The following is a 22287-nucleotide window of genomic DNA, read 5'->3' on the forward strand; positions in this document are numbered from 1 at the left end:
ATCCGCCTCAGAGCAAGCCAAGTTGCTCCGCTGCGGGTTCTCTGTATAGCTCAGGTAGCAGCGGCAGGCCAGGCAAACGCAGCATCAGTTGTGCGTGAAAGCGTTGCGCCAGTTTGGCAGCCAGCAGGTTGTCGGCGGTGTGCAGGAAGATGTAGGGCGTGCGGCCCTCTTCGATCCACGCGGCGATTTTCTCGACCCACGGCAGCAGAAACGGATCGTTGGCTTCCAGCAGGGGATGGCCGATGAAACGCACTTGCGGGAACTGAGTGAACGCCGCCGGACGCGGCGGTACTTTGGGCTTTTTCGATTGGGCGTGGAGTACTGACGAATCGGTAGACGTGCAGCTAAACAGCGCGCGCGGATCGAGGCAGATGCGCTCGACACCGCGATCCAGCAGCAGGCGATTGAACATTCGCTCGGCATCACCCTTGGCAAAGAACGCGTCGTGGCGCACCTCGACGGCCAACGGCCGCTCCAGCGCATCAATGAAAGCGGCCAGTTCGGGCAATCGTTGCGGCGTGAAGCTTTTCGACAATTGCAGCCACAACGGCGAAACCCGCTCACCCAAGGGGCTGAGCAATTGCACGAAGGTTTCGGCGGCGGTCAGTTGCTCGCGCAGGTCACCGCCGTGGCTGATGTCACCAGGGAACTTGGCCGTGAAACGAAAGTGTTCGGGCATGGCTTCAGCCCAACGCTGCACCGTGGTGGCAGCCGGGCTCGCGTAGAAGGTCGTATTGCCTTCTACGGCGTTGAATATTTGGGTATAGAGATTTAGAAATTCGGCGGGTTTCGCGTCGGGCGGATAGAGATAATCACGCCAGGCGTTTTCACTCCAGGACGGACAGCCGAGGTAGTAAGGCAGCCGCATCAGATGTACAGGTCGAGGCCCAGCACATCCGTATCCCAATCGACAAAACTGGCCGTGCTCAGGTAGCTGGCCAGAGCCGTGGCGACGCTTTTGCTCATGGCGCGCTGGTAGATCATGTCTTGCTGACGAGCCGGGAGATTGCTCAGGCGTTGCGCAGAGGCTTTGGCAGCACGGGCAGCCATTTGCTCTTCGGAGGGAGTTTCCAGCTCACCGTCGATATCGATGTAATCGTCTTCCGCCACAGGGCCTTTGCGAGGCTTGCGCTTGATGGGATAGGACTGAGAGGAAACGCCGTCTATACGCATGAGTACATGTCCGGTATCAATGATGGCAGTCTAGTGGCGCACTACCCACTTCGCAAACCGCTCGGTGATAACTAGAACACAGAAATAGGAAAAGGTTTAAAAGCCGGAGCAATAAACTGAAGATTGGCGCTGGCTGATATACCGCCATCGCGAGCAGGCTCGCTCCCACACTGGATCTGCCGCGTTCACAAATCCCCTGTGGGAGCGAGCCTGCTCGCGATGGGACCAACTCGGTAGCGAGAAATCAACGGGCCTTAGGCGTCGCCACTTTATCGCGCAGGTAAACCGGCTGAGCCTCATCCGCGACAATCGCCTCACCGCGCTCCCAAGCAAAACGTGCCAGCGCCAGCAGGTCTTCGGCATGCGGCAACATGCCCGCGTCGTGCCCGGTCAGGTTCACGGCAATGCGCTCGGCATACCCCCACCCCGTGCCCGCACCGAACCACTCGCCGCTGGCATCCGCCGGCAATGCCGCCACTTCCGGGGGCAACACGGCTTCTTTGCCAACCAGGCGCATCTCCCCCGCCGTTTCGCGGTAGCAACCCCAATACACTTCATCCATCCGTGCATCGATGGCGGCCGCCACCTGGCTCACACCGTGTTCGCGATACGCGCGTTGCGCCAGTACCGCCAGGTTCGACACCGGCAACACCGGACGATCCAGGGCAAACGCCAAGCCTTGCACCACACCAATGGCGATCCGCACACCGGTAAACGCGCCCGGCCCGCGGCCAAACGCGATGGCATCAACCGCTTGCAGGGTAGTCCCGGCATCGGCGAGCAATTGCTGAATCATCGGCAACAGCTTCTGCGCATGCAGGCGCGGGATCACCTCGTAATGGCTCGTGACGTTGCCGTCATGCAGCAAGGCAACGGAGCAAGCTTCAGTCGCGGTGTCCAGGGCCAGCAAGGTGCTCATCGATGTTTCCGTAAGAGAGGTCAGAAAAAGTGCGCCAGTATAAACAACTACGGCCCGCAAGCGGGCCGTAGAAGATGAAGCGTTTTTTTAGCTCAGTGCTTCAAGCACTTTGCCGGTGATCGCTTCAACCGAGCCAACACCTTCGACGTGGCTGTACTTCGGTTTGCCTTGAGCGGCGGACAGCTCCTGGTAAAACTTCACCAGAGGCTCGGTCTGGGCGTGGTAGACCGACAGGCGATGACGCACGGTTTCTTCGGTGTCGTCTTTGCGCTGTACCAGCTCTTCACCGGTGATGTCGTCTTTACCGGCAATTTTCGGCGGGTTGTAGACGATGTGATACACGCGGCCGCTGGCCTCGTGAACACGACGACCAGCGATACGCTGGACGATGTCTTCGTCTTTTACGTCGATTTCCAATACGTGATCCAACTCGACGCCAGCCTTCACCAGGGCTTCAGCCTGAGGAATGGTGCGCGGGAAACCGTCGAACAGGAAACCGTTGGCGCAATCGGCCTGGCTGATGCGTTCCTTGACCAGGTTGATGATCAGGTCATCGGATACCAGGCCACCGCTGTCCATGACGCTCTTGGCGATCAGGCCCAGCTCGGTGCCGGCCTTGACGGCTGCACGCAACATGTCGCCAGTGGAAATTTGCGGAATGCCGAATTTCTCGGTGATGAACTGAGCCTGAGTACCTTTACCAGCCCCGGGAGCTCCCAGCAGAATGACGCGCATCGATGTGCTCCTCAATTTTTATATGGATAACGTCAGATTCGCCTCGTGGGGCCAATCTCAAAATAGGGTCGTGGCCGCCCAAACGGCCAGAGGCTGATCAAGATACACAGCAGATCCTGCCCACACAAGCCGCCGAAAGTCGGAGAAACTGCCGCCTGACTCGCCCTTTCGATGGAGTGCCCCAAGTCGCAACCCCATCATTAACTGTCGCCTGCCCGACCTTTTCAGCCCCTCGCCCACAGGCACCCGACGCCCGCGCCGAGTGACTCGCCCCACGGCAAAAACCTTAGCCGGTATTTCGCAAACCGGCGGCAATCCCCGCCACAGACACCAGTAACGCCTGTTCTACCGGGCTGCCTTGCGCCACGTCCTGTTGTCGCGAACGGGCCAGCAACTCCGCCTGCAATAGATGAAGCGGGTCGAGATAGGTGTTGCGCAAGCGGATGAATTCAAGGGTGTCTGGGCTATGTGCCATTAGCTGCGACTGGCCGGTCAACCCCAGGACCACGGCACAGGCCTGCGACAATAGGTCGCGTAAATGCGCACCTAAAGGAAGCAAATCCGGCTCGACCAAGCGCTCATCGTAGGATCGGGCGATGTCGGCGTCCGCTTTGGCCAGAACCATTTCCAGCATGTCGATGCGGGTGCGGAAGAACGGCCATTGTTCGCGCATCTGCCCCAACAGCTCGCCTTCACCGCGTTCCAGCGCCTTGCTCAACGCGGCTTCCCAGCCCAACCAGGCCGGCAACATCAGGCGTGTCTGGGTCCAGCCGAAGATCCACGGAATCGCGCGCAGGCTTTCGATCCCGCCGGCGCGGCGTTTGGCCGGGCGACTGCCCAGCGGCAAACGCCCCAGTTCCTGTTCCGGCGTCGACTGGCGGAAATACTCGACAAATTGCGGGTTCTTACGCACCACGGCGCGGTACGCCTTGACGCCATCGGCGGCCAGTTCGTCCATCAAATGGCGCCAGGCCGGTTCCGGTGGAGGCGGTGGCAGCAGGGTCGCTTCCAGTACTGCGGCCAGGTACAGATTGAGGTTTTGCTCGGCGATGTCCGGCAGGCCGAATTTGAAACGAATCATTTCCCCTTGCTCGGTGGTGCGGAAACGCCCAGCGACCGAACCCGGTGGCTGCGACAGAATCGCTGCGTGCGCCGGACCGCCGCCACGCCCCACGGTGCCGCCACGACCGTGGAACAACAGCAGTTCCACTTGCTGCTCGCGGCAGATATCGACCAAGCGTTCCTGCGCCCGATACTGCGCCCAGGCCGCCGCTGTCGTGCCGGCATCCTTGGCCGAGTCGGAGTAGCCAATCATCACTTCCTGCGGGCCTTGCAAGCGCGAACGATAGCCCGGCAGCAACAACAGTTTTTCGATCACCGGGCCAGCGTTATCGAGGTCCGCCAGGGTTTCGAACAGCGGCACCACGCGCATCGGCCGCAGCACACCAGCCTCTTTGAGCAACAATTGCACGGCGAGCACGTCGGAGGCGGCACCGGCCATGGAGATCACATACGAACCGAGCGATGCGCCGGGCGCGGCGGCAATTTCCCGACAGGTTGCGAGCACTTCGGCGGTATCGGCCGACGGTTTGAAATACGCTGGCAGCAACGGCCGACGGTTGTTCTGTTCGCGCATCAGGAACGCGATGCGCTCGTCCTCGCTCCAGTCTTCGTAGCGACCGAGGCCCAGGTAATCGGTGATTTCGGTCATGGCCGCAGTGTGCCGCGACGAATCCTGACGCACATCCAGGCGCACCAGAAACAAGCCGAAGGTCACCGCCCGACGCAGGCAATCGAGCAACGGGCCGTCGGCGATCACGCCCATGCCGCATTCATGCAGCGAGTGGTAGCACAGCTCCAGCGGATCCAGCAGGTCGCGGTTGTTTTGCAGCACATCGGCCGGTGCCGCAGTGGTCGTCGTCAAGGACGCGTGCGCCCAGTTACGCGTTGCCCGCAGGCGTTCGCGCAGCTGTTTAAGCACGGCACGATACGGTTCAGCGCTGTCCAAGGCCTTGGCTTTTAATGCCTCGCTGGCTTGTTGCATCGACAACTCTGCGGCCAGTTGATCGACATCTCGCACATACAAATCGGCGGCCATCCAGCGCGCCAGCAGCAACACTTCGCGGGTGACGCTAGCCGTAACGTTGGGATTGCCGTCGCGGTCGCCGCCCATCCACGAGGCGAAACGAATCGGCGCGGCCTCCAGCGGCAAGCGCAGGCCAGTGGCGTCATGCAGGGCTTTATCGGCCTTGCGCAGGTAATTGGGGATGGCCTGCCACAGCGAATGTTCGATCACCGCGAATCCCCACTTGGCTTCGTCCACCGGCGTCGGACGGGTGCGGCGGATTTCTTCGGTGTGCCAGGCTTCGGCGATCAGGCGCTGCAATTTCGCCTGGATCTGCTCGCGTTCAGCCGGGGTCAGGTCGCGGTGGTCTTGTGCGGCCAATTGCGCGGCAATCGCGTCGTACTTCTGGATCAGCGTGCGGCGCGCGACTTCGGTCGGGTGCGCGGTCAGCACCAACTCGATCTCCAGTCGCCCCAGTTGCCGGGCCAGAGCGTCGGCGCTGTGGCCTTCAGCGCGCAAGCGAGCGAGCAGTTCCGGCAACACGCGCGCCTCGAACGGTGCGGGTTGCGAGGCTTCGCGGCGGTGAATCAGCTGATATTGCTCGGCGATGTTGGCCAGGTTGAGAAACTGGTTGAACGCCCGCGCCACCGGCAGCAACTCGTCTTCGCTCAATTGGTTGAGGCTGGCGCTCAGTTCGGCGTCCATCGAGCCGCGACGATCGGCCTTGGCGCCCTTGCGGATCTGCTCGATCTTGTCGAGAAAGCCGTCCCCGTACTGTTCACGAATGGTGTTGCCCAACAGCTCACCCAACAGGTGAACGTCTTCGCGCAAGCGTGCATCAATATCGGTCATCAGCAGTTCTCCAGCAAAAATCCGGGCGGCCATGAACATCATGCTTTGACCCCAAGAGTGCCGCCGTAAAGCCGTTCTTACAAGCAAACGACGAAGCGACTTTAAACTCCGTGCGTAGAGGCTAGTCTGAAGAGAAAGCTGCACAACGGCTTTCGCCGGCCACTGCCGGTCACTGACATGGCCTGCCACGAGCAGGAACGCACTGAGGTCATTATGAAAATTCGCGAACTTGCCCAACATTGGGAAGAAAACGCCAAGGGTCGCCTGACCGAGACGGGCTACACGATTCATCTGGACGTGGAAGCCGCCGCACGGCTGGCGGCCATTACTGAAATGTACCCCAAACGCCAACCCGAAGAGCTTCTGGGCGAATTGATCGGCGCCGCCCTGGAAGAGCTCGAAAAAAGCTTTCCCTACGTGAAAGGCTCGACCGTTGTGGCCACTGACGAAGAAGGTGATCCGCTGTACGAAGATGTCGGTCCCACGCCGCGTTTTCTCGCCTTGTCCCGTCGTCATTTGCACGATTTATCGGCGGGTAGCGACAAGCAAAAACACTGATCCAACCGATATAAAACTGTGGGAGCGAGCCTGCTCGCGATGGCGGAGTGTCAGTCAACACCAATGGGACTGAACAATCGCATTCGCGAGCAGGCTCGCTCCCACAATGGATTATTGGCGACTTCTGGAAAGGCCTACTGCTCCAGCTTCTGCGGCGTTTCCTGCCCCATGCAGCGCACGGCTTTTTTCTTGTTGTTGACCAACACGCCGGTCAGGCCTTTTTGCTCGGTGTCGAACAGCACCAGCACGCCATCGATGCACTGGGCCACTTGCGCGGCCGGTTCCAGGGAGACTTTGTAGTCTTCGCCCGGCACGGTCTTGAGCATGGTGAAGTCGCTGAGCAGCAACGCATCTTCAGGCTTGGCGAAATGCAGGTAGCCGTAGTACCACAAGGCGCCAACGGTGCCGAGGATGCTGCAGATACCGGTGATGATCATTGGGATGGCGTTACGTTCTTCACTCATTGCGGGCTCTCTGGTGGTTCATCTTCTGAATTCGGGGGTGCCGGGTAATTGGGGATTTCACCCAGGCGGCGCAGACCGTTGAAATGCTGCGGGTCGTCGAGATAACGCAGCATGACTTTCTGCCAGACCGGGTCGACGAACGTCTGCACATGACCGCCTCGGGTCAGTTGCAGCACGCGTGGCGGCGGCGCAGCTTGATACAGTCGGATGCCGTTGGAAAGGGGCACGATCGGATCGTCGATGCTGTGGTAGATCAGTTTCGGCACATCTTTGATCTGCTCCATCGAGTTGATTGCGCTGTCACCGTCCGGCACCAGCCAGGATAACGGCACCTGGAACGGCCAGGTCAGCCATGAAGTGCCCAAGACATATTGGCCGACACTGCGATAGCTGGCGGGCGCGCTGTCAAGGACCAACGCCTTGAGTTGTTTCTGGCGCTCGGGGTGTTGAGCCAGATAGTGCACGGCCATCGAGCCACCGAGGCTTTGGCCGAGCAGGATCAGCGGCTTGCCTTTGACCTCTGGTGCCTGATCGAGCCATTTGAACGCCGCGTCAATGTCCTGATAGATCGCTGGCAGGCTCGGCTTCCCTTCGGACAAACCGTAGCCACGATAGTCGATCAGCAGCACTTGATAGCCGTGCTTGGGCAACCAATAGCTCCCACCCAGGTGCATCGGCAAGTTGCCCCCGTTGCCGTGCAAGTGCAGTACCGTACCTTTGACTTCGACACCTTTCTTGGCTGGCAACCACCAGGCATTGAGTTTGAGGCCGTCAGCGGTGACAAGGGTGACGTCACGGTATTCGAGATGAGCTTGCTCCGGGGTGAACAGCTGGCCGGGCTCGGGGTAGAACAGCAGGGAGCTGCAACCGCCGAGGGTCAGAAGCAGGCACAAAATGCCGAGGAATCTCATCCGTTGAAACCTCGCGAAAACAGGGGTTGGAACACCGTACCTGTAGGAGCCGAGCTTGCTCGCGATAGCGGTATGTCAGGCGATACAAATGTTGAATGTAATTGCGCCATCGCGAGCGAGCTCGGCTCCTACAGGGCCCTTGTTGTTCACAGGATGTTGGAGTAATCCGCTTCGATCCGGTCCAGGCTCAGGTGATTGAGGAAGTTGGAGAAGCACATCCACGCCGACAGCGCGTTCAGGTCGCGGAACTGATCCGGCAGATACTTTGGCGGCACCACCAACCCCTCATCAACCAACTGACGCAGCGTGCGCATGTCTTCCAGTGTGGTCTTGCCGCAAAACAGCAGCGGAATCTGCTCAAGCTTGCCTTTACGCACGGCCAACTGAATGTAGTTGTAAACCATGATAAATCCCTTGAGGTAGGACAAGTCTTTGGTAAATGGCAGGCCATTTGGCACTGAACCGCGGAACACCCGACTGGCGTTGCCGTAGCTTTCCGCCATCTCGAAGCCTTGCTCGCGGAAGAATTCGAAGATCTGCAGGAAGTCCGCGCCCTCCTCCACCATGTGAATGGCGCGGGTGCGGTTGGTCAGTTTGCGCAAACGACTCGGGTAGGAAGCGAACGTGATGATTTCCATCAGGATCGCCAGGCCTTCCTGCGTCACCGTCGATGACGGCGGCCCCTTGGACAGGAAGGTGCAGATCGGCTGGTTCAAACCGTTGAGCGTGGTGCCGACATGCACCAGCCCTTCGTGCACTTCCAGGGCACGCACGTCGCGATCGTTGAACATCGCATCGGCGCGGATCTTGATGTAGTCGGCGCCGGCTGCCGCATCGGCGACGATCCCGTCGGACTCGAACACCCGAATGGTCTCTTCGGCCTCGCCAAACACCTTGTTCAATCGGGTTTGCAACAGATGCACGGCTTCCTTGGCCGTGAGGATTTTTGGCTCATCCTTGAGATCGCCGCGGCCGTCGATATTGTTCAGATAATCGGAAAGCATCAACCCCAGATCGGCCAGGGTCGGATCGCCGGCGTGAAACGCGTCGGAGGCGGCGCCGTACAGTTCCTGGGAAATCAGGCCGAAATCCTCGGTGCCGCGCGCTTCAAGCATGCGCACCACCATCCGGTATTCCTTGCACATGCGGCGCATGATCTGGCCAACCGGGTTGAACTGGCCGAGCTGACGGGTGATGTCGCGTTCGATGTTCTGGAATTCCAGTTTCACTTTGCTGGAGTCGAACGACAGTGGCCGATTGAGGTAGTAATCGCGGTCTATGGCCGGCATTTCCTTGCCCTTGGCCTTGAGGAACCCTTGGCGGATGCTGTCGTCCCATTTGACCGCATCAAGGACGCGAATCGGCGTCTGCGCCAGCACAATGCGATCGGACAAAATGCGTATCGTCTGCTGGTATTCGTCCACCCGTAACTCCTGTAGAAAAACCGTTATGTGCTGGGTTTATTTGCTTTTGGCCAAGCGCTGATAACGCACGGCTTCGACGAAGACATCGGAATTGGCCGGATCGTCGAGGTAGCTGAAGACCTGATCCATCGCATTGTTGACCAATACGCCGTCGCCGTCGTCGGTCTGGAAGCCTTCGCCGCTCAAGACGTTTTGTCCGCGGGCCTGGTTGATCTGCTCGATATCGAGGTTGTAGACCACCAGTTCATGCTTATCCGTGATCTCGAAACCGGCAATGGTGAAATGGCCGCCGAATCTGGCGGGTACCTTCGCCGACAGATACCAGCGGCTGCCATGACGCGAGACGGTGAAAGGATATGCTTCACGTTCGCCGGGTTTGGCCTTGAAGTAGCTGACGGCCTGATAGCGATTGTCGCCGATGCGCCTCAGCTCCAGGTTCATCGGCTCGCCCCACGCGTTGGTGCTGGTCCATTTGCCGAGCAAACCTTTGGGCGCGGGCTCGCTTGCGGGCAGAGGCTCCTTGAAGGTCACCAGGCAGCCACTGAGCAGCACAAACGACAAGGCGATCACCACGACGCGCCAGGCTTTCATTCAACACTCCCTATGAACACACGCAGTCCTGTAGCAGCTGCCGAAGGCTGCGTTCGGCTGCGTTCGGCTGCGAAGCAGTCGTAAAATCTGAATCCCGAATAAACCCTTAAGGAACAGGTTGCAGGTTTTACGACGACTTCGTCGCCGGACGCAGCCTTCGGCAGCTGCTACAGGGACTACGCTCAACTCACACCGACGCGAGTACCAAGTGCATGTAACGATTGAGGATACCGAGCATTTCCACTTCACCCACAGGCTCGGCGTCGTTGAGCAGGCCCTGATATTCCATCCGTCCGATAATCGCCGTCAACACTTTGGCATCCTCTTGTGGCTCACGCGAACCCAATACCTCGAAAAGCTGGCGCGTACCCTGGAGAAGAATTTGCTGATGCGCGCGCACCAACTCCGCCAGACGCGGGTTCAACAAAGCCTCTTGGCGGAACGCCTGTTCCGCCATTAAGTGCTCGCGACGGCTGATCAGTTGGCGGTGAACATAGTCCGTCATCAACCGTGCAATATCGTCCGCCAGTTTCGAACGCGCCTGTGGGCTGCCGTCGCCACTGACCACCATCTCGCGCAGCAGGCCTTCGTTGTTCACCCACAGCTTGGCCATGAACGCCGCACTGCGCTCCACGTACTGAGCGAAGGTATCGGTGAGCAAGTCATCGATGTCCTTGAAATAGTAGGTGGTCGCTGACAGCGGCACACCGGCCTCGGCCGCCACCGCGCGGTGACGCACGGCCCGCACGCCATCGCGCACGACAATGCGCATCGCCGCATCGAGAATGACCTGTCGACGCTGCTCGCTGCCCTGTCGGCTGGCCTTGCGGCCCTGGTACTGAACACTTTCAGCGACCGCAGTGGCGATACCCGCTGCACCTTCTTGAGCCATTGCATGATTCACGACAGGTCTTTCCTTTCAGATGAAAGCAACAAATTGATACGTTTGTACCAGACAGGCAATAAAAAGCCGCCTGAAAAGGCGGCTTTTTAATTGAAACACTTACGCTTGCGGCCGCATGTGCGGGAACAGGATCACGTCGCGGATCGACGGAGAGTTGGTCAGCAGCATCACCAGACGGTCGATGCCGATGCCTTCACCCGCCGTTGGCGGCATGCCGTACTCCAGCGCGCGAACGAAGTCGGCGTCGTAATGCATGGCTTCGTCGTCGCCCGCGTCCTTGTCGGCGACCTGAGCCATGAAGCGCTCGGCCTGGTCTTCCGCGTCGTTCAACTCGGAGTAGGCGTTGGCGATTTCACGGCCGCCGATGAACAGTTCAAAACGGTCGGTGACGTTCGGGTTGTCATCGTTGCGACGGGCCAGCGGCGACACTTCGAACGGGTACTGGGTGATGAAGTGCGGCTGTTCCAGCTTGTGCTCGACCAGTTCTTCGAAAATCATCACTTGCAGCTTGCCCAGACCTTCGAAGCCCAGCACCTTGGCGCCGGCCTTCTTGGCGATGGCGCGAGCCTTGTCGATGTCGTTCAGGTCGTCAGCGGTCAACTCAGGGTTGTACTTGAGGATCGAGTCGAACACCGACAGACGTACAAAGGGCTCACCGAAGTGGAACACTTTGTCGCCGTAAGGCACGTCAGTGCTGCCCAGAACCAGCTGCGCCAGTTCACGGAACAGTTCTTCGGTCAGGTCCATGTTGTCTTCGTAGTCGGCGTACGCCTGGTAGAACTCCAACATGGTGAATTCTGGGTTGTGACGAGTCGAAACGCCCTCGTTACGGAAGTTGCGGTTGATTTCGAAGACTTTTTCAAACCCACCAACAACAAGCCGCTTGAGGTACAACTCAGGCGCGATTCGCAGGAACATGCCCATGTCGAGCGCGTTGTGGTGAGTCTCGAACGGCTTGGCCGCTGCGCCACCCGGGATGGTTTGCAGCATCGGCGTTTCGACTTCAAGGAAGTCACGCTGCATCAGGAAGCTGCGGATGTGCGCGATGACTTGCGAACGCACGCGGAAAGTCTGGCGCACGTCTTCGTTGACGATCAGGTCAACGTAACGCTGACGGTAGCGCTGCTCGGTGTCGGTCAGGCCGTGGTGCTTGTCCGGCAGTGGGCGCAGCGACTTGGTCAGCAGGCGCACGCTGGTCATTTCGACGTACAGATCGCCCTTGCCGGAACGGGCCAGGGTGCCTTCGGCGGCAATGATGTCGCCCATGTCCCAGGTTTTCACCGCGGCCAGGGTGTCTTCGGACAGGGTTTTACGGTTGACGTAAACCTGGATGCGACCGGTCATGTCCTGGATCACCATGAACGAGCCACGGTTGAGCATGATGCGACCGGCAACCTTGACCGGGATTGCAGCCTCTGCCAGCTCTTCCTTGGTCTTGTCCGCGTACTGTTTCTGCAAGTCATCGCAGTAGTTGTCGCGGCGGAAGTCATTCGGGAAGGCATTGCCCTTGGCGCGCTCGGCAGCAAGCTTTTCCTTGCGCAGGGCGATCAGGGAGTTTTCTTCCTGTTGCAGGGCTTGCGGGTCGAGTTCTAGGTCGCTCATGTCTTTAAATATTCCATCAGGTTCATTGCCCCCGGCCTGCGGCCGGGGATCGCCGGCAAGCCGGCTCCTACAGGGATCGTGGGGTGTCAGGCGATCCGGTATTGCATGGCTTACAGGCCTTGTTTCAGGCTGGCCACCAGGTATTCGTCGATGTCGCCGTCGAGCACCTTGTCGCAGTCGCTGCGTTCGATGTTAGTGCGCAAATCCTTGATTCGCGACGCATCGAGTACATACGAGCGGATCTGGTGCCCCCAGCCGATGTCGGACTTGGTGTCTTCCAGGGCCTGGGAAGCGGCGTTGCGTTTCTGCACTTCCTGCTCGTACAAGCGCGCCCGCAACATTTTCATCGCGGTGTCTTTGTTGGCGTGCTGGGAGCGTTCGTTCTGGCAGCTGACCACGGTGTTGGACGGTACGTGGGTGATACGTACGGCCGAGTCGGTGGTGTTTACGTGCTGACCACCGGCGCCCGAGGAGCGGTAGGTGTCGATGCGCAGGTCCGACGGGTTGATGTCGATTTCGATGTTGTCATCGATTTCCGGCGACACGAACACGGCCGAGAACGAGGTGTGACGACGGTTGCCGGAGTCGAACGGGCTCTTGCGTACCAGACGGTGAACGCCGATTTCGGTACGCAACCAGCCAAAGGCGTATTCGCCCTTGATGTGCACGGTAGCGCCCTTGATCCCGGCGACTTCACCGGCCGACAGCTCCATGATGGTCGCGTCGAAACCGCGTTTGTCAGCCCAGCGCAGGTACATGCGCAGCAGGATGTTAGCCCAGTCCTGAGCCTCGGTGCCACCGGAGCCGGCCTGGATGTCCAGGTAGGCGTTGTTGGCATCCATTTCACCGCTGAACATACGACGGAATTCGAGTTTTTCCAGCGACTCGCGCAGGCGCTCGACTTCGGCAGCGACGTCATCGACGGCAGCCTGGTCTTCTTCTTCGGCGGACATCAGCAGCAGGTCTTTGGCGTCGGCGAGGCCGGCGTGCATTTCGTCGAGGGTTTCGACGATCTGCGCCAGCAAGGAGCGCTCGCGGCCCAGTTCCTGAGCGTACGACGGGTTGTTCCAGACAGACGGATCTTCAAGCTCGCGATTGACTTCGGTCAGACGCTCATGCTTTTGATCGTAGTCAAAGATACCCCCGAATAGTTTCGGAGCGCTCGGACAGGTCCTTGATACTGTTAAGGATCGGGTTGATTTCCATGGCGGGCAGCACTCGTTGGCGAACTTTTGAAAGCCGGCGAGTATAACGTAATCAGGCCTTCACGGCAGCCCGCCTGGCGGCTTTAGGCACGAATGGTTTTCAGCTGAACGCTTGTAGCAGCTGCCGAGCCTGCGAGGCTGCGTCCGGCGGCGCAGCCGTCGTAAAATCAGACAACTCGCTCATTCAGGCAAACCGCATGCGCAGGTTTGGCGAGGACTTCGTCCTCGAACGCAGCCTCGCGGGCTCGGCAGCTGCTACAGAACGCGTATTACCTCACTCGATCCCCACCTGATTACGCCCATTGTTCTTCGCCAGGTACAGCCCCTTGTCCGCCGCCGAGATCAATTGCCGGCAATTGCTGCCCGGTTGCGGGATCACGGTGGACAGGCCAATGCTGATGGTCAGGCTTGAGCCTTCGGTCGGTGCAATATGCGCAATCTTCAGCGCGGCCACGGTTTGGCGGAGTTTCTCCGCCACCAGACGTGCGCCGCCCAGCGTGGTATTGGGCAGCACCAACGCAAACTCTTCGCCACCGTAACGGGCCGGCAGGTCGGACGGGCGAGAGCCGGCGTCGCGGATCGCTTCAGCCACCTTGCGCAAGGCTTCATCGCCCTCCAGATGGCCGAAGCTGTCATTGAAGGACTTGAAGTAATCGACATCGATCATCAGCAACGACAGTTGGCTCTGGTCACGTTGCGAACGTCGCCATTCCAGTTCCAGGTACTCATCGAAATGCCGGCGGTTCGACAGCCCGGTCAGGCCATCGGAGTTCATCAGCCGTTGCAGCACCAGATTGGTGTCGAGCAATTGCTGCTGGCTGACCCGCAATGCACGGTACGCCGCGTCGCGCTGCAACAGCATCGTGTAGGAGCGCGAGTGATAGCGGATCCGCGCCACCAGCTCGATGTTGTCCGGCAGCTTCACCAGATAGTCATTGGCGCCGGCTGCAAACGCCGCGCTCTTGATCAGCGGGTCTTCCTTGGTCGACAGGACAATGATCGGAATGTCCTTGGTCGCCGGATGATTGCGGTACTCGCGCACCAGGCTCAGGCCGTCCAGGCCGGGCATCACCAGATCCTGCAGGATCACCGTCGGCTTGATACGGATCGCCTGGGCGATGGCCTGATGCGGGTCGGAGCAGAAGTGGAAGTCGATATTGTCTTCGTTCGACAACCCGCGACGCACCGCTTCGCCGATCATCGCCTGATCGTCCACCAACAACACCATGGCGGCGTTTTCGTTGGTTTTGAAATCGTCGAGCTGTAAATCATTCATGTGCGATCACCTGAAGTACTACTTGGGCCAGGGTTGCTGCTAATGGTGGTCACTTCGCAAAAATCTCCAGCAATCGTGGCGCTATCTTGTCCAGCGGACGAATTTCCATGGCTGCGTCGATGGCCGCGGCCGCTTTGGGCATTCCGTATACCGCACTGCTTTTCTGGTCCTGAGCGATAGTCAGGTAGCCTTGTTCGCGCATGAGTTTAAGCCCCTGCGCGCCATCGCGCCCCATGCCCGTCAACAAGACCCCTACGGCGTCACCGTTCCAGTAATTGGCCACACTCTCGAAAAACACATCGATCGAAGGCCGGTAGATTTCGTTGACCGGTTCGGCGGTGTAGGCCAGCGTGCCATTTTTCAACAATCGAATATGGTGGTTGGTGCCGGCCAGCAACACCGTACCGGCCTGAGGCGGTTCGCCTTCCTGGGCCAGACGCACGTTCAAGCCACTGGCGCTGCCGAGCCATTCGGCCATGCCGGCGGCGAACACCTGATCCACATGCTGCACCAGCACGATGGCGGCCGAAAAATCTCGCGGCAAGCCCTTGAGCAGAATTTCCAGCGCTGCCGGCCCGCCAGCGGATGAACCAATGGCGATCAGGCGTTGGCGCGAGGCAGAGTGACGCAGCGGGCTCGGCACCGATCGTTCCTGATTACCCCGCTCGCCGATCAGCCAGCCAATGTTCAGGATCTTGCGCAACAACGGCGCTGCCGCTTCCTGGGCATTGCCGGCACCGAGCGCCGGGGTATCGACCACATCCAGGGCGCCATGGCCCATGGCCTCGAACACCCGGTGCACGTTCTGTTGGCGATCGACGGTGACAATGACAATGGCACACGGCGTTTCGGCCATGATCCGCCGGGTGGCCTCGACCCCGTCCATCACCGGCATGATCAAATCCATCAGGATCAGGTCCGGCGTCTGTTCGGCACACTTTTGCACCGCTTCCTTGCCATCGCCGGCGACCCAGATGACCTGGTGCGCTGGCTCAAACGCCAGGGCCCGGCGCAAAGCCTCTACCGCCATGGGCATATCGTTGACGATTGCGATTTTCATGCACTTGCTCCTCCGATGAGCTCAACCACTGCATCAAGCAGGGCATCGTCATGAAAACTGGCTTTGGCCAGATAATAGTCGGCCCCGGCGTCCAGTCCACGACGACGATCCTCTTCACGATCCTTGTACGACACCACCATCACCGGCAGTGATTGCAGGCGAATGTCACGGCGCAACAACGACACCAGTTCGATGCCATCCATGCGCGGCATATCAATGTCGGTGATCAGCAGATCGAAATCCTCGGAACGCAAGGCGTTCCAGCCATCCATACCGTCGACTGCCACCGCCACATCGTAGCCGCGATTAAGCAGTAGCTTGCGTTGCAACTCGCGAACCGTCAGTGAGTCGTCAACCACCAGAATTCGTTTACGTGCCGCTTCAACCACCTTATTGCTGTGGCGGGCAATGCGCTCCAGGCGTCCAGTGTTGAGCAGTTTATCCACAGAACGCAGCATGTCCTCGACGTCGACGATCAGCACCACCGAGCCGTCGTCGAGCAAGGCCCCGGCGGAGATGTCCTGCACCTTGCCCAGTCGTTCGTCCAGCGGCAATACGACTAACGTGCGCTCGCCGATAAAACGCTCGATCGCCACGCCGTAGATCGCATCGCGCTCACGGATAACCACAACTTTAAGGGTTTGCTGACTGCTCTGGCTGACCGGGCGCTGTAACAGCTGACTGGCCGCCACCAGCCCGACATGCCGACCGTCGTGCCAGAAATGCTGACGCCCTTCGACTTGCACAATGTCTGCCGGCTCCAGGTCGCACATACGTTCGATGTGGGCCAGCGGAAATGCATAAGCCTCGTCACCGACTTCCACCACCAGGCTGCGGACCACCGACAACGTCAGCGGCACCTCGAGGTGGAAACGACTGCCCTCGCCCGCCGTCTGCTCCAGCACCACCGCACCGCGCAATTCGCGGACCATGTGCTGAACCGCATCCAGGCCCACGCCGCGCCCGGACACTTCGGTGACCTTGTCGCGCAGGCTGAAACCTGGCAAAAACAAAAACGTCAGCAGCTCTTCTTCGCTCAGTTGAGCGGCGGTGTGCGCAGGGGAAAGCTGGCGCTCGACGATGCTGCGGCGGACCTTTTCCAGATCGACGCCTTGGCCGTCGTCGCTCAACTCCAACACCAGCAGACCAGCCTGGTGGGAGGCACGCAGACGAATCAGCCCTTGCGCCGGTTTGCCGGCCAGCAGCCGTTGTTCAGGGGATTCGATGCCGTGATCCACGGCGTTGCGCAGTAAATGAGTCAGCGGCGCTTCGAGTTTTTCCAGGACGTCGCGGTCGACCTGGGTTTTCTCGCCCTCGATTTCCAACCGAACCTGTTTGCCCAGGTCCCGGCCCAGATCGCGGACCATGCGCACCTGCCCGGTCAATACATCGGCAAACGGCCGCATGCGACAGGCCAGCGCGGTGTCGTACAACACCTGCGCCCGTTGACTGGCCTGCCAGGCGAACTCATCCAGCTCGGCGTTTTTCTCGATCAGCAGTTGCTGGGATTCCGCCAGCAACCGCCGCGCATCTTCAAGCGTTTCCTGGGCTTCCAGACTCAGGGCGTGATCCTTGAGATGCACGTTGAGGTTTTCCAGCGCCCGCAGACCGTTGTTTTGCATGCGCTTGAGGCGTTGCATGGTCGCCAGGTGCGGTTTGAGACGCTGGGTTTCCACCAGGGATTTGCTCGACAGGTCGAGCAGGCTGTTCAAACGCTCGGCCGTCACGCGCAGCACGCGCTCACCGTTTTCGGTGGTGCGTTTAGCCTGGCGTGGAGGCTCGACCGGCGCAGCGATAGGCAGCTCAACGACCGGGACTGGCAGCTCGACGCGAGGCTGTTCTAGCTGACGCTCGGGCATGACGGGCATGCTGATCGGCGCGGCGGGCGCCAGCGGATCGAGCAACTGCGCCATCAACGCCACATAGCTGTCGATATCCGCCGGCGTCAGGCTGTTGTTGGGCGTGGCGATGCGCATCAACAGGTCGGTGCCTTGCAACAACGCATCGATGTGCTCGGGTCGCAGGTACAAACGCCCTTCCTGTGCACTGACCAGGCAGTCTTCCATCACGTGCGAAACGCTGACCCCGGCGTCGACACCGACGATCCGCGCCGCGCCCTTGAGCGAGTGCGCCGCGCGCATGCAGGATTCGAGTTGATCGGCCTGGGTCGGGTCGCGCTCCAGTGCCAACAGACCTGCGCTTAACACTTGGGTCTGGGCCTCGGCTTCGAGGCTGAACAGCTCCAGTAACGAGGCGTCGCGCATTTGCTCGGGGGTCATGTGAGGCTCCGGGTCACGGCGGACAACAGCTGTTCTTCATCCAGCCAACGCAAGCTGCGACCTTTGAAGGGCAGCACACCTCGGGTGTATTTGCCGCTGGCCTGAGTGCCGGATTGTGAGGCGGCATCGAGAATCCGCTCGTCGATGGCATGAATCCCGTCGACCTCGTCCACCGGCACCACCACCGGCCCACCGTGGGCGGCGATGATCAGCATGCGCGGCATGACCCGCGCGCTGGATGCCACGTTATTGGTCGCGTCGAGCCCAAGCAGCTCCACCAGCGACAGGCATGCGACCAGCGCACCGCGCACATTCGCCACGCCGAGCAAGGCTCGGGAGCGCTGATGCGGCAAGGAGTGAATGGCTTGCAGCGGCGCCACTTCCACGAGGCTGCGAGTGGCCAGCCCCAGCCACTCTTCACCGAGCCGAAACATCAGCAGCGAACGGGTTTTTACCTCCGTTTCGACCGTTGCCGAGTGTTGTACGCGGTCCTCCTGCTGCAAGGCATAACGGTCGAGCAAGCGCGTGGCGGCAGCCGAGTACACCGCGCAGTTGCGGCAGTGAATGTGCTCGGCCAGTAGCGGGCAGGACTTGTCGCCGTGGACACCGATGCGGTTCCAGCAATCGTCGATGGCCTGGGCATCTTCGTGGGTGACGCTAAAGCTGTCGGAGGCGTTCATCGTTTACGCTCACTGTCAGCGCGCTCGCTGCGGGCGGCGCGGTCCTGCAATCGTCTGGCACCCGCCGTATCACCCTGGGATTGCAGCAAGGCTGCCAAGTGCATCAACGCGTCGGGATGTTGCGGTTCAAGGTACAACGCCTTGCGATAAAAACCTTGGGCTTCAAAGGCGTTTGCGCTGACATCGCTGAGCAATCCCAGCCAGTAAAACACCTGCGCGACCGGTTCGTGGCTGCGCAAATACTGTTCGCAGGCGGCGCGGGCTTCAACACTTTTGCCTTCGTTGGCCAGCACGGCGATGTTCGCCAGCAACGCGGTGGCGTCCGAGGCTTTCGCCGTGTCGGGTGGCCGCGTAACAGTGGCGAATGGGCGAATGCGCACGGGTGGCGGTGGCGCACTGCGCGCCGGTTGGCGCACCGGCAGCGGTGCCGGCACGAACACTGGAAACGGTTCCGGCTCCGGCACACTCTGACGGCTGAACGCAAACGACTGCGCAATGCCAATCGAGCGCATGCCAAAACGCCCCAGCAAACTGCCCTCGGCCGGGCCGATAAACAGCACACCGTCGACATGGGTCAGGCGCTTGAGCACCTCGAACACCTGCTGCTGGGTCGGCTGATCAAAATAGATCAGCAGGTTGCGACAGAACACAAAATCATACGGCGGCTCGCTGGCCAGCAACGCCGGATCGAGCAGATTGCCGACTTGCAAACGCACCTGTTCAAGCACGCGATCGCTGAGGCGATAGACTTCATCTTCGGCGCTGAAATGCCGCTCGCGAAACGCAATGTCCTGACCGCGAAACGAGTTTTTGCCGTACAGCGCACGCCGGGCTTTTTCCACCGACAGCGGGCTGACGTCCATGCCGTCCACCTTGAATTGATGCGGCTTGAGGCCGGCATCGAGCAAGGCCATGGCGATGGAATACGGTTCCTCGCCGGTAGAACACGGCAGGCTGAGAATCCGCAGTGCGCGCATGTTGTTGATTTCGGCCAGGCGTTTGGTGGCCAGTTTCGCCAGCGTCGCGAACGATTCCGGGTACCGGAAAAACCAGGTTTCGGGCACGATCACCGCTTCGATCAGCGCCTGCTGCTCATCCTGCGAATGTTGCAGCGTGTGCCAATACTCGTCGGTCGTCGGTGCATTGGACGCGAGGCTGCGCTGGCGCACCGCGCGCTCGATGATCGCAGGTCCCACCGACGTCACGTCGAGGCCGATGCGCTCCTTGAGGAAATCGAAAAACCGTTGATCGCTGCTCATGCCTGCTCCTCAAGCAGCGCCGGATCGAGTGGCGGCGACGGGAACAACAGCGCGCGAACGTGCTCATCGAGCAAATCGGCGACCCGCACCCATTGCAGCAGCCCCTGCGCATCTTCGCGCACCGGCCCCAGGTACGGCGCCTGACGATTGTCGAGGCCGTACGGCTGAAACTCCGCCGGGTGGCAGCGCAACGTATCAGTCGCCTGCTCCAGAATCAGCCCGAGCCGTTGCGTCGGGGTCGTTTCATCCGGGCGGTAATTGACCAGCACCAGCCGTGTGCTGGTGCGGGCCTGGGCCGGTTGCCCAAAGGTCAGCGCACTGAGGTCGATCACCGGCACCACCGCGCCACGATAAGCAAATACCCCGGCAACCCAGTGCGGCGCTTTGGCAATCGGCTTCAACGGCAGACGCGGCAGCACTTCCGCCACCTCAATGGCCTGCAAGGCAAAGCGTTCGCTGCCGATGCGAAACACCAGATACAACGATTGTTTGACCGGCACCACGGCGCCGCGTTTGGCCGCGAGTTCGTTCATCAGACTTTGAATCGCGAAACGCCGCTGCGCAGCCCGACGGCCACCTGGCTCAGCTCGTCAATGGCGAAGCTGGCCTGGCGCAAGGACTCGACGGTCTGGCTGCTGGCATCGCCCAATTGCACCAGCGCGTGGTTGATCTGTTCGGCACCAGTGGCTTGCGCCTGCATGCCTTCGTTGACCATCAACACCCGCGGCGCCAGCGCCTGAACCTGGTGGATGATCTGTGACAACTGTTCGCCGACCTGCTGCACTTCGGACATGCCACGGCGCACTTCTTCGGAGAATTTGTCCATGCCCATGACCCCGGCGGATACCGCCGACTGAATCTCGCGCACCATTTGCTCGATGTCGTAAGTGGCCACGGCGGTCTGGTCCGCCAGACGCCGCACTTCAGTGGCAACCACGGCAAAACCACGTCCGTATTCACCGGCCTTCTCGGCCTCGATGGCGGCGTTCAATGACAGCAGGTTGGTCTGGTCGGCGACTTTGACGATGGTCACCACCACCTGATTGATGTTACCGGCCTTCTCGTTGAGGATCGCCAGCTTGGCATTGACCAGATCGGCCGCGCCCATCACCGAATGCATGGTTTCTTCCATGCGCGCCAGGCCTTGCTGCCCGGAACCGGCCAGCACCGAGGCCTGATCGGCGGCGGTGGAGACTTCAGTCATGGTGCGCACCAGATCACGGGACGTCGCGGCAATTTCGCGGGACGTCGCACCGATTTCGGTGGTGGTGGCAGCGGTTTCGGTGGCGGTGGCTTGTTGTTGCTTGGACGTGGCGGCAATCTCGGTGACCGATGTGGTGACCTGCACCGACGAGCGCTGGGCCTGGGAGACCAGGGAGGTCAGCTCGGTCATCATGTCGTTGAAGCCGGTTTCGACAGCATTGAATTCGTCCTTGCGCTCCAGATTCAGTCGACTGCTGAGATCGCCGGTGCGCATGATTTCGAGGATTTTCACGATACGGTTCATCGGCGCCATGATGGCGCGCATCAACAATAGACCGCAGAGCGCGGCAGCCAGTACGGCGATCAGCAAGGAAATGCCCATGACTAATTTGGCGGTGACGACGGCATCATCGATGGCGCCTACGTCCTGGTCTGCCACCGCTTTGTTGTGGCGCAAAATGTCAGAGAGTTTCATCCGACCCGCCGTCCAGGTCGGGGTCAGCTCTTCTTTGAACATCTTGATCGCTTCGGCGCCCTGGTTGCGTTTGTACAACTCGATCACGGCTGACAGGATCCGGTGGTAATCCTCATGAAGTTTTTCGAAGTCGGCGTACTCGACTTTGTCTTGATCGGTTGTGACCGTCTCGCGATAGAGCTCCATTTGCTCTTGCAGACGCGTGGCGTAGCCCTTGAACTCCGAGACATCCTCAGCGCTGATGCCCTGCCCTTGCTCCAGGCCAAGCATGTCCAGCATCCGTAGATAACTGTCGGACCATGCACCGCGAACCATCGAACTGTAATACAGCCCGGGAAGCGCATCTTCGCGAACACTGGCTTCGCTTGTCTCGATCTTCAACAGCCGCGAATACGAGACGACGACCATCAACAACATGATGGCGATGATTACCGCAAAACTCGCCAAGATGCGTTGGCGCAACGTCCAATTCTTCACAGTCAGTCCTCGGGATGGCTCAAATGCTGGGGAGTATAGCCGAGGGCAGTGTTTCATTTTTAAGACTATTGCCAGTGGTGAATCGGAAGAAGCGAACCGTGGATTGGCAATGAGATCTGTGGTGTTGCTGAAAATGCCATCGCGAGCAGGCTCGCTCCCACCTTGGATCGCGTCC

20 protein-coding genes are annotated in these 22287 nt (G+C 60.1%); 1 reads left to right on the top strand and 19 read right to left on the bottom strand.

Annotated elements, in window-relative coordinates; all coding sequences use genetic code 11:
- Nucleotides 1–7: 7 nt before the first annotated feature.
- The 5 genes from AC1DWM_RS04035 to ppc all read right to left on the bottom strand — a co-directional run bounded on the left by AC1DWM_RS04035 (nt 8) and on the right by ppc (nt 5744).
- Nucleotides 8–868, bottom strand: a complete 861-nt coding sequence (locus tag AC1DWM_RS04035) for a DUF72 domain-containing protein (RefSeq protein WP_477794669.1) — start codon at nt 866–868, stop codon at nt 8–10.
- A complete protein-coding gene (locus tag AC1DWM_RS04040) occupies nt 868–1173 on the bottom strand; it encodes a hypothetical protein (RefSeq protein WP_223511960.1) in 306 nt (101 codons plus the stop codon). The genes AC1DWM_RS04035 and AC1DWM_RS04040 overlap by 1 nt, the downstream gene beginning before the upstream one ends.
- A gap of 244 nt (nt 1174–1417) precedes the next feature.
- Nucleotides 1418–2092: a tRNA (adenosine(37)-N6)-threonylcarbamoyltransferase complex dimerization subunit type 1 TsaB gene (gene tsaB / locus AC1DWM_RS04045; protein ID WP_223511962.1), complete on the bottom strand. Its 675-nt coding sequence runs from the start codon at nt 2090–2092 to the stop codon at nt 1418–1420.
- A gap of 87 nt (nt 2093–2179) precedes the next feature.
- The gene (gene adk / locus AC1DWM_RS04050) at nt 2180–2827 is read right to left on the bottom strand and encodes an adenylate kinase (protein WP_223511964.1); all 648 of its coding nucleotides are present in this window, start codon (nt 2825–2827) and stop codon (nt 2180–2182) included.
- Nucleotides 2828–3113: 286 nt separating this feature from the next.
- Nucleotides 3114–5744, bottom strand: coding sequence for a phosphoenolpyruvate carboxylase (gene ppc, locus AC1DWM_RS04055; protein WP_477794670.1), 2631 nt, complete (start codon nt 5742–5744; stop codon nt 3114–3116).
- A gap of 213 nt (nt 5745–5957) precedes the next feature.
- Between ppc and AC1DWM_RS04060 the strand changes: the two genes are divergently transcribed.
- Nucleotides 5958–6302: a pilin assembly protein gene (locus AC1DWM_RS04060; RefSeq protein ID WP_223511968.1), complete on the top strand. Its 345-nt coding sequence runs from the start codon at nt 5958–5960 to the stop codon at nt 6300–6302.
- A 134-nt stretch (nt 6303–6436) separates the two neighbouring features.
- Here AC1DWM_RS04060 and AC1DWM_RS04065 read toward each other — a convergent pair whose 3' ends face one another.
- The 14 genes from AC1DWM_RS04065 to AC1DWM_RS04130 form a co-directional block, all read right to left on the bottom strand.
- On the bottom strand, nt 6437–6766 hold the full coding sequence (locus AC1DWM_RS04065) for a PA3694 family proteiin (protein WP_223511970.1): 330 nt from the start codon (nt 6764–6766) through the stop codon (nt 6437–6439).
- Nucleotides 6763–7677, bottom strand: coding sequence for an alpha/beta hydrolase (locus tag AC1DWM_RS04070; RefSeq protein ID WP_477794671.1), 915 nt, complete (start codon nt 7675–7677; stop codon nt 6763–6765). The genes AC1DWM_RS04065 and AC1DWM_RS04070 overlap by 4 nt, the downstream gene beginning before the upstream one ends.
- 146 nt (nt 7678–7823) lie before the next feature.
- Entirely contained in the window at nt 7824–9101 is a 1278-nt protein-coding gene (locus AC1DWM_RS04075) for a flavohemoglobin expression-modulating QEGLA motif protein (RefSeq protein ID WP_223511974.1), read from the bottom strand.
- A gap of 36 nt (nt 9102–9137) precedes the next feature.
- Complete coding sequence (locus AC1DWM_RS04080) at nt 9138–9692, bottom strand: hypothetical protein (protein WP_223511975.1); 555 nt, start codon at nt 9690–9692, stop codon at nt 9138–9140.
- A 187-nt stretch (nt 9693–9879) separates the two neighbouring features.
- Nucleotides 9880–10596 (bottom strand): TetR/AcrR family transcriptional regulator, encoded by a 717-nt coding sequence (locus tag AC1DWM_RS04085; protein ID WP_223511976.1) that lies wholly within the window; start codon nt 10594–10596, stop codon nt 9880–9882.
- A gap of 99 nt (nt 10597–10695) precedes the next feature.
- Nucleotides 10696–12198, bottom strand: a complete 1503-nt coding sequence (gene lysS, locus AC1DWM_RS04090; protein WP_477794672.1) for a lysine--tRNA ligase — start codon at nt 12196–12198, stop codon at nt 10696–10698.
- Nucleotides 12199–12308: 110 nt separating this feature from the next.
- Nucleotides 12309–13404 (bottom strand): peptide chain release factor 2 gene (prfB, locus tag AC1DWM_RS04095; RefSeq protein WP_192417889.1). Its coding sequence is split into 2 segments (ribosomal slippage): nt 12309–13331 and nt 13333–13404, totalling 1095 coding nucleotides; the frame shifts between segments, so codons are not numbered across the junction.
- A 273-nt stretch (nt 13405–13677) separates the two neighbouring features.
- A complete protein-coding gene (locus AC1DWM_RS04100) occupies nt 13678–14679 on the bottom strand; it encodes a diguanylate cyclase domain-containing protein (protein ID WP_223511978.1) in 1002 nt (333 codons plus the stop codon).
- 49 nt (nt 14680–14728) lie between these two features.
- The gene (gene cheB / locus AC1DWM_RS04105; protein WP_223511979.1) at nt 14729–15739 is read right to left on the bottom strand and encodes a chemotaxis response regulator protein-glutamate methylesterase; all 1011 of its coding nucleotides are present in this window, start codon (nt 15737–15739) and stop codon (nt 14729–14731) included.
- On the bottom strand, nt 15736–18018 hold the full coding sequence (locus tag AC1DWM_RS04110) for a response regulator (RefSeq protein ID WP_477794673.1): 2283 nt from the start codon (nt 18016–18018) through the stop codon (nt 15736–15738). Before AC1DWM_RS04110 ends, cheB begins: the two co-directional genes overlap by 4 nt.
- Nucleotides 18015–18698, bottom strand: a complete 684-nt coding sequence (locus tag AC1DWM_RS04115) for a chemotaxis protein CheW (protein ID WP_223511981.1) — start codon at nt 18696–18698, stop codon at nt 18015–18017. The genes AC1DWM_RS04110 and AC1DWM_RS04115 overlap by 4 nt, the downstream gene beginning before the upstream one ends.
- Nucleotides 18695–19957, bottom strand: coding sequence for a CheR family methyltransferase (locus tag AC1DWM_RS04120; RefSeq protein ID WP_477794674.1), 1263 nt, complete (start codon nt 19955–19957; stop codon nt 18695–18697). The genes AC1DWM_RS04115 and AC1DWM_RS04120 overlap by 4 nt, the downstream gene beginning before the upstream one ends.
- Nucleotides 19954–20490: a chemotaxis protein CheW gene (locus AC1DWM_RS04125; protein WP_477794675.1), complete on the bottom strand. Its 537-nt coding sequence runs from the start codon at nt 20488–20490 to the stop codon at nt 19954–19956. The genes AC1DWM_RS04120 and AC1DWM_RS04125 overlap by 4 nt, the downstream gene beginning before the upstream one ends.
- On the bottom strand, nt 20490–22112 hold the full coding sequence (locus AC1DWM_RS04130) for a methyl-accepting chemotaxis protein (RefSeq protein WP_223511986.1): 1623 nt from the start codon (nt 22110–22112) through the stop codon (nt 20490–20492). Before AC1DWM_RS04130 ends, AC1DWM_RS04125 begins: the two co-directional genes overlap by 1 nt.
- Nucleotides 22113–22287 lie beyond the last annotated feature (175 nt).

The sequence above is a fragment of the Pseudomonas sp. P4_C8 genome, from assembly GCF_056401975.1.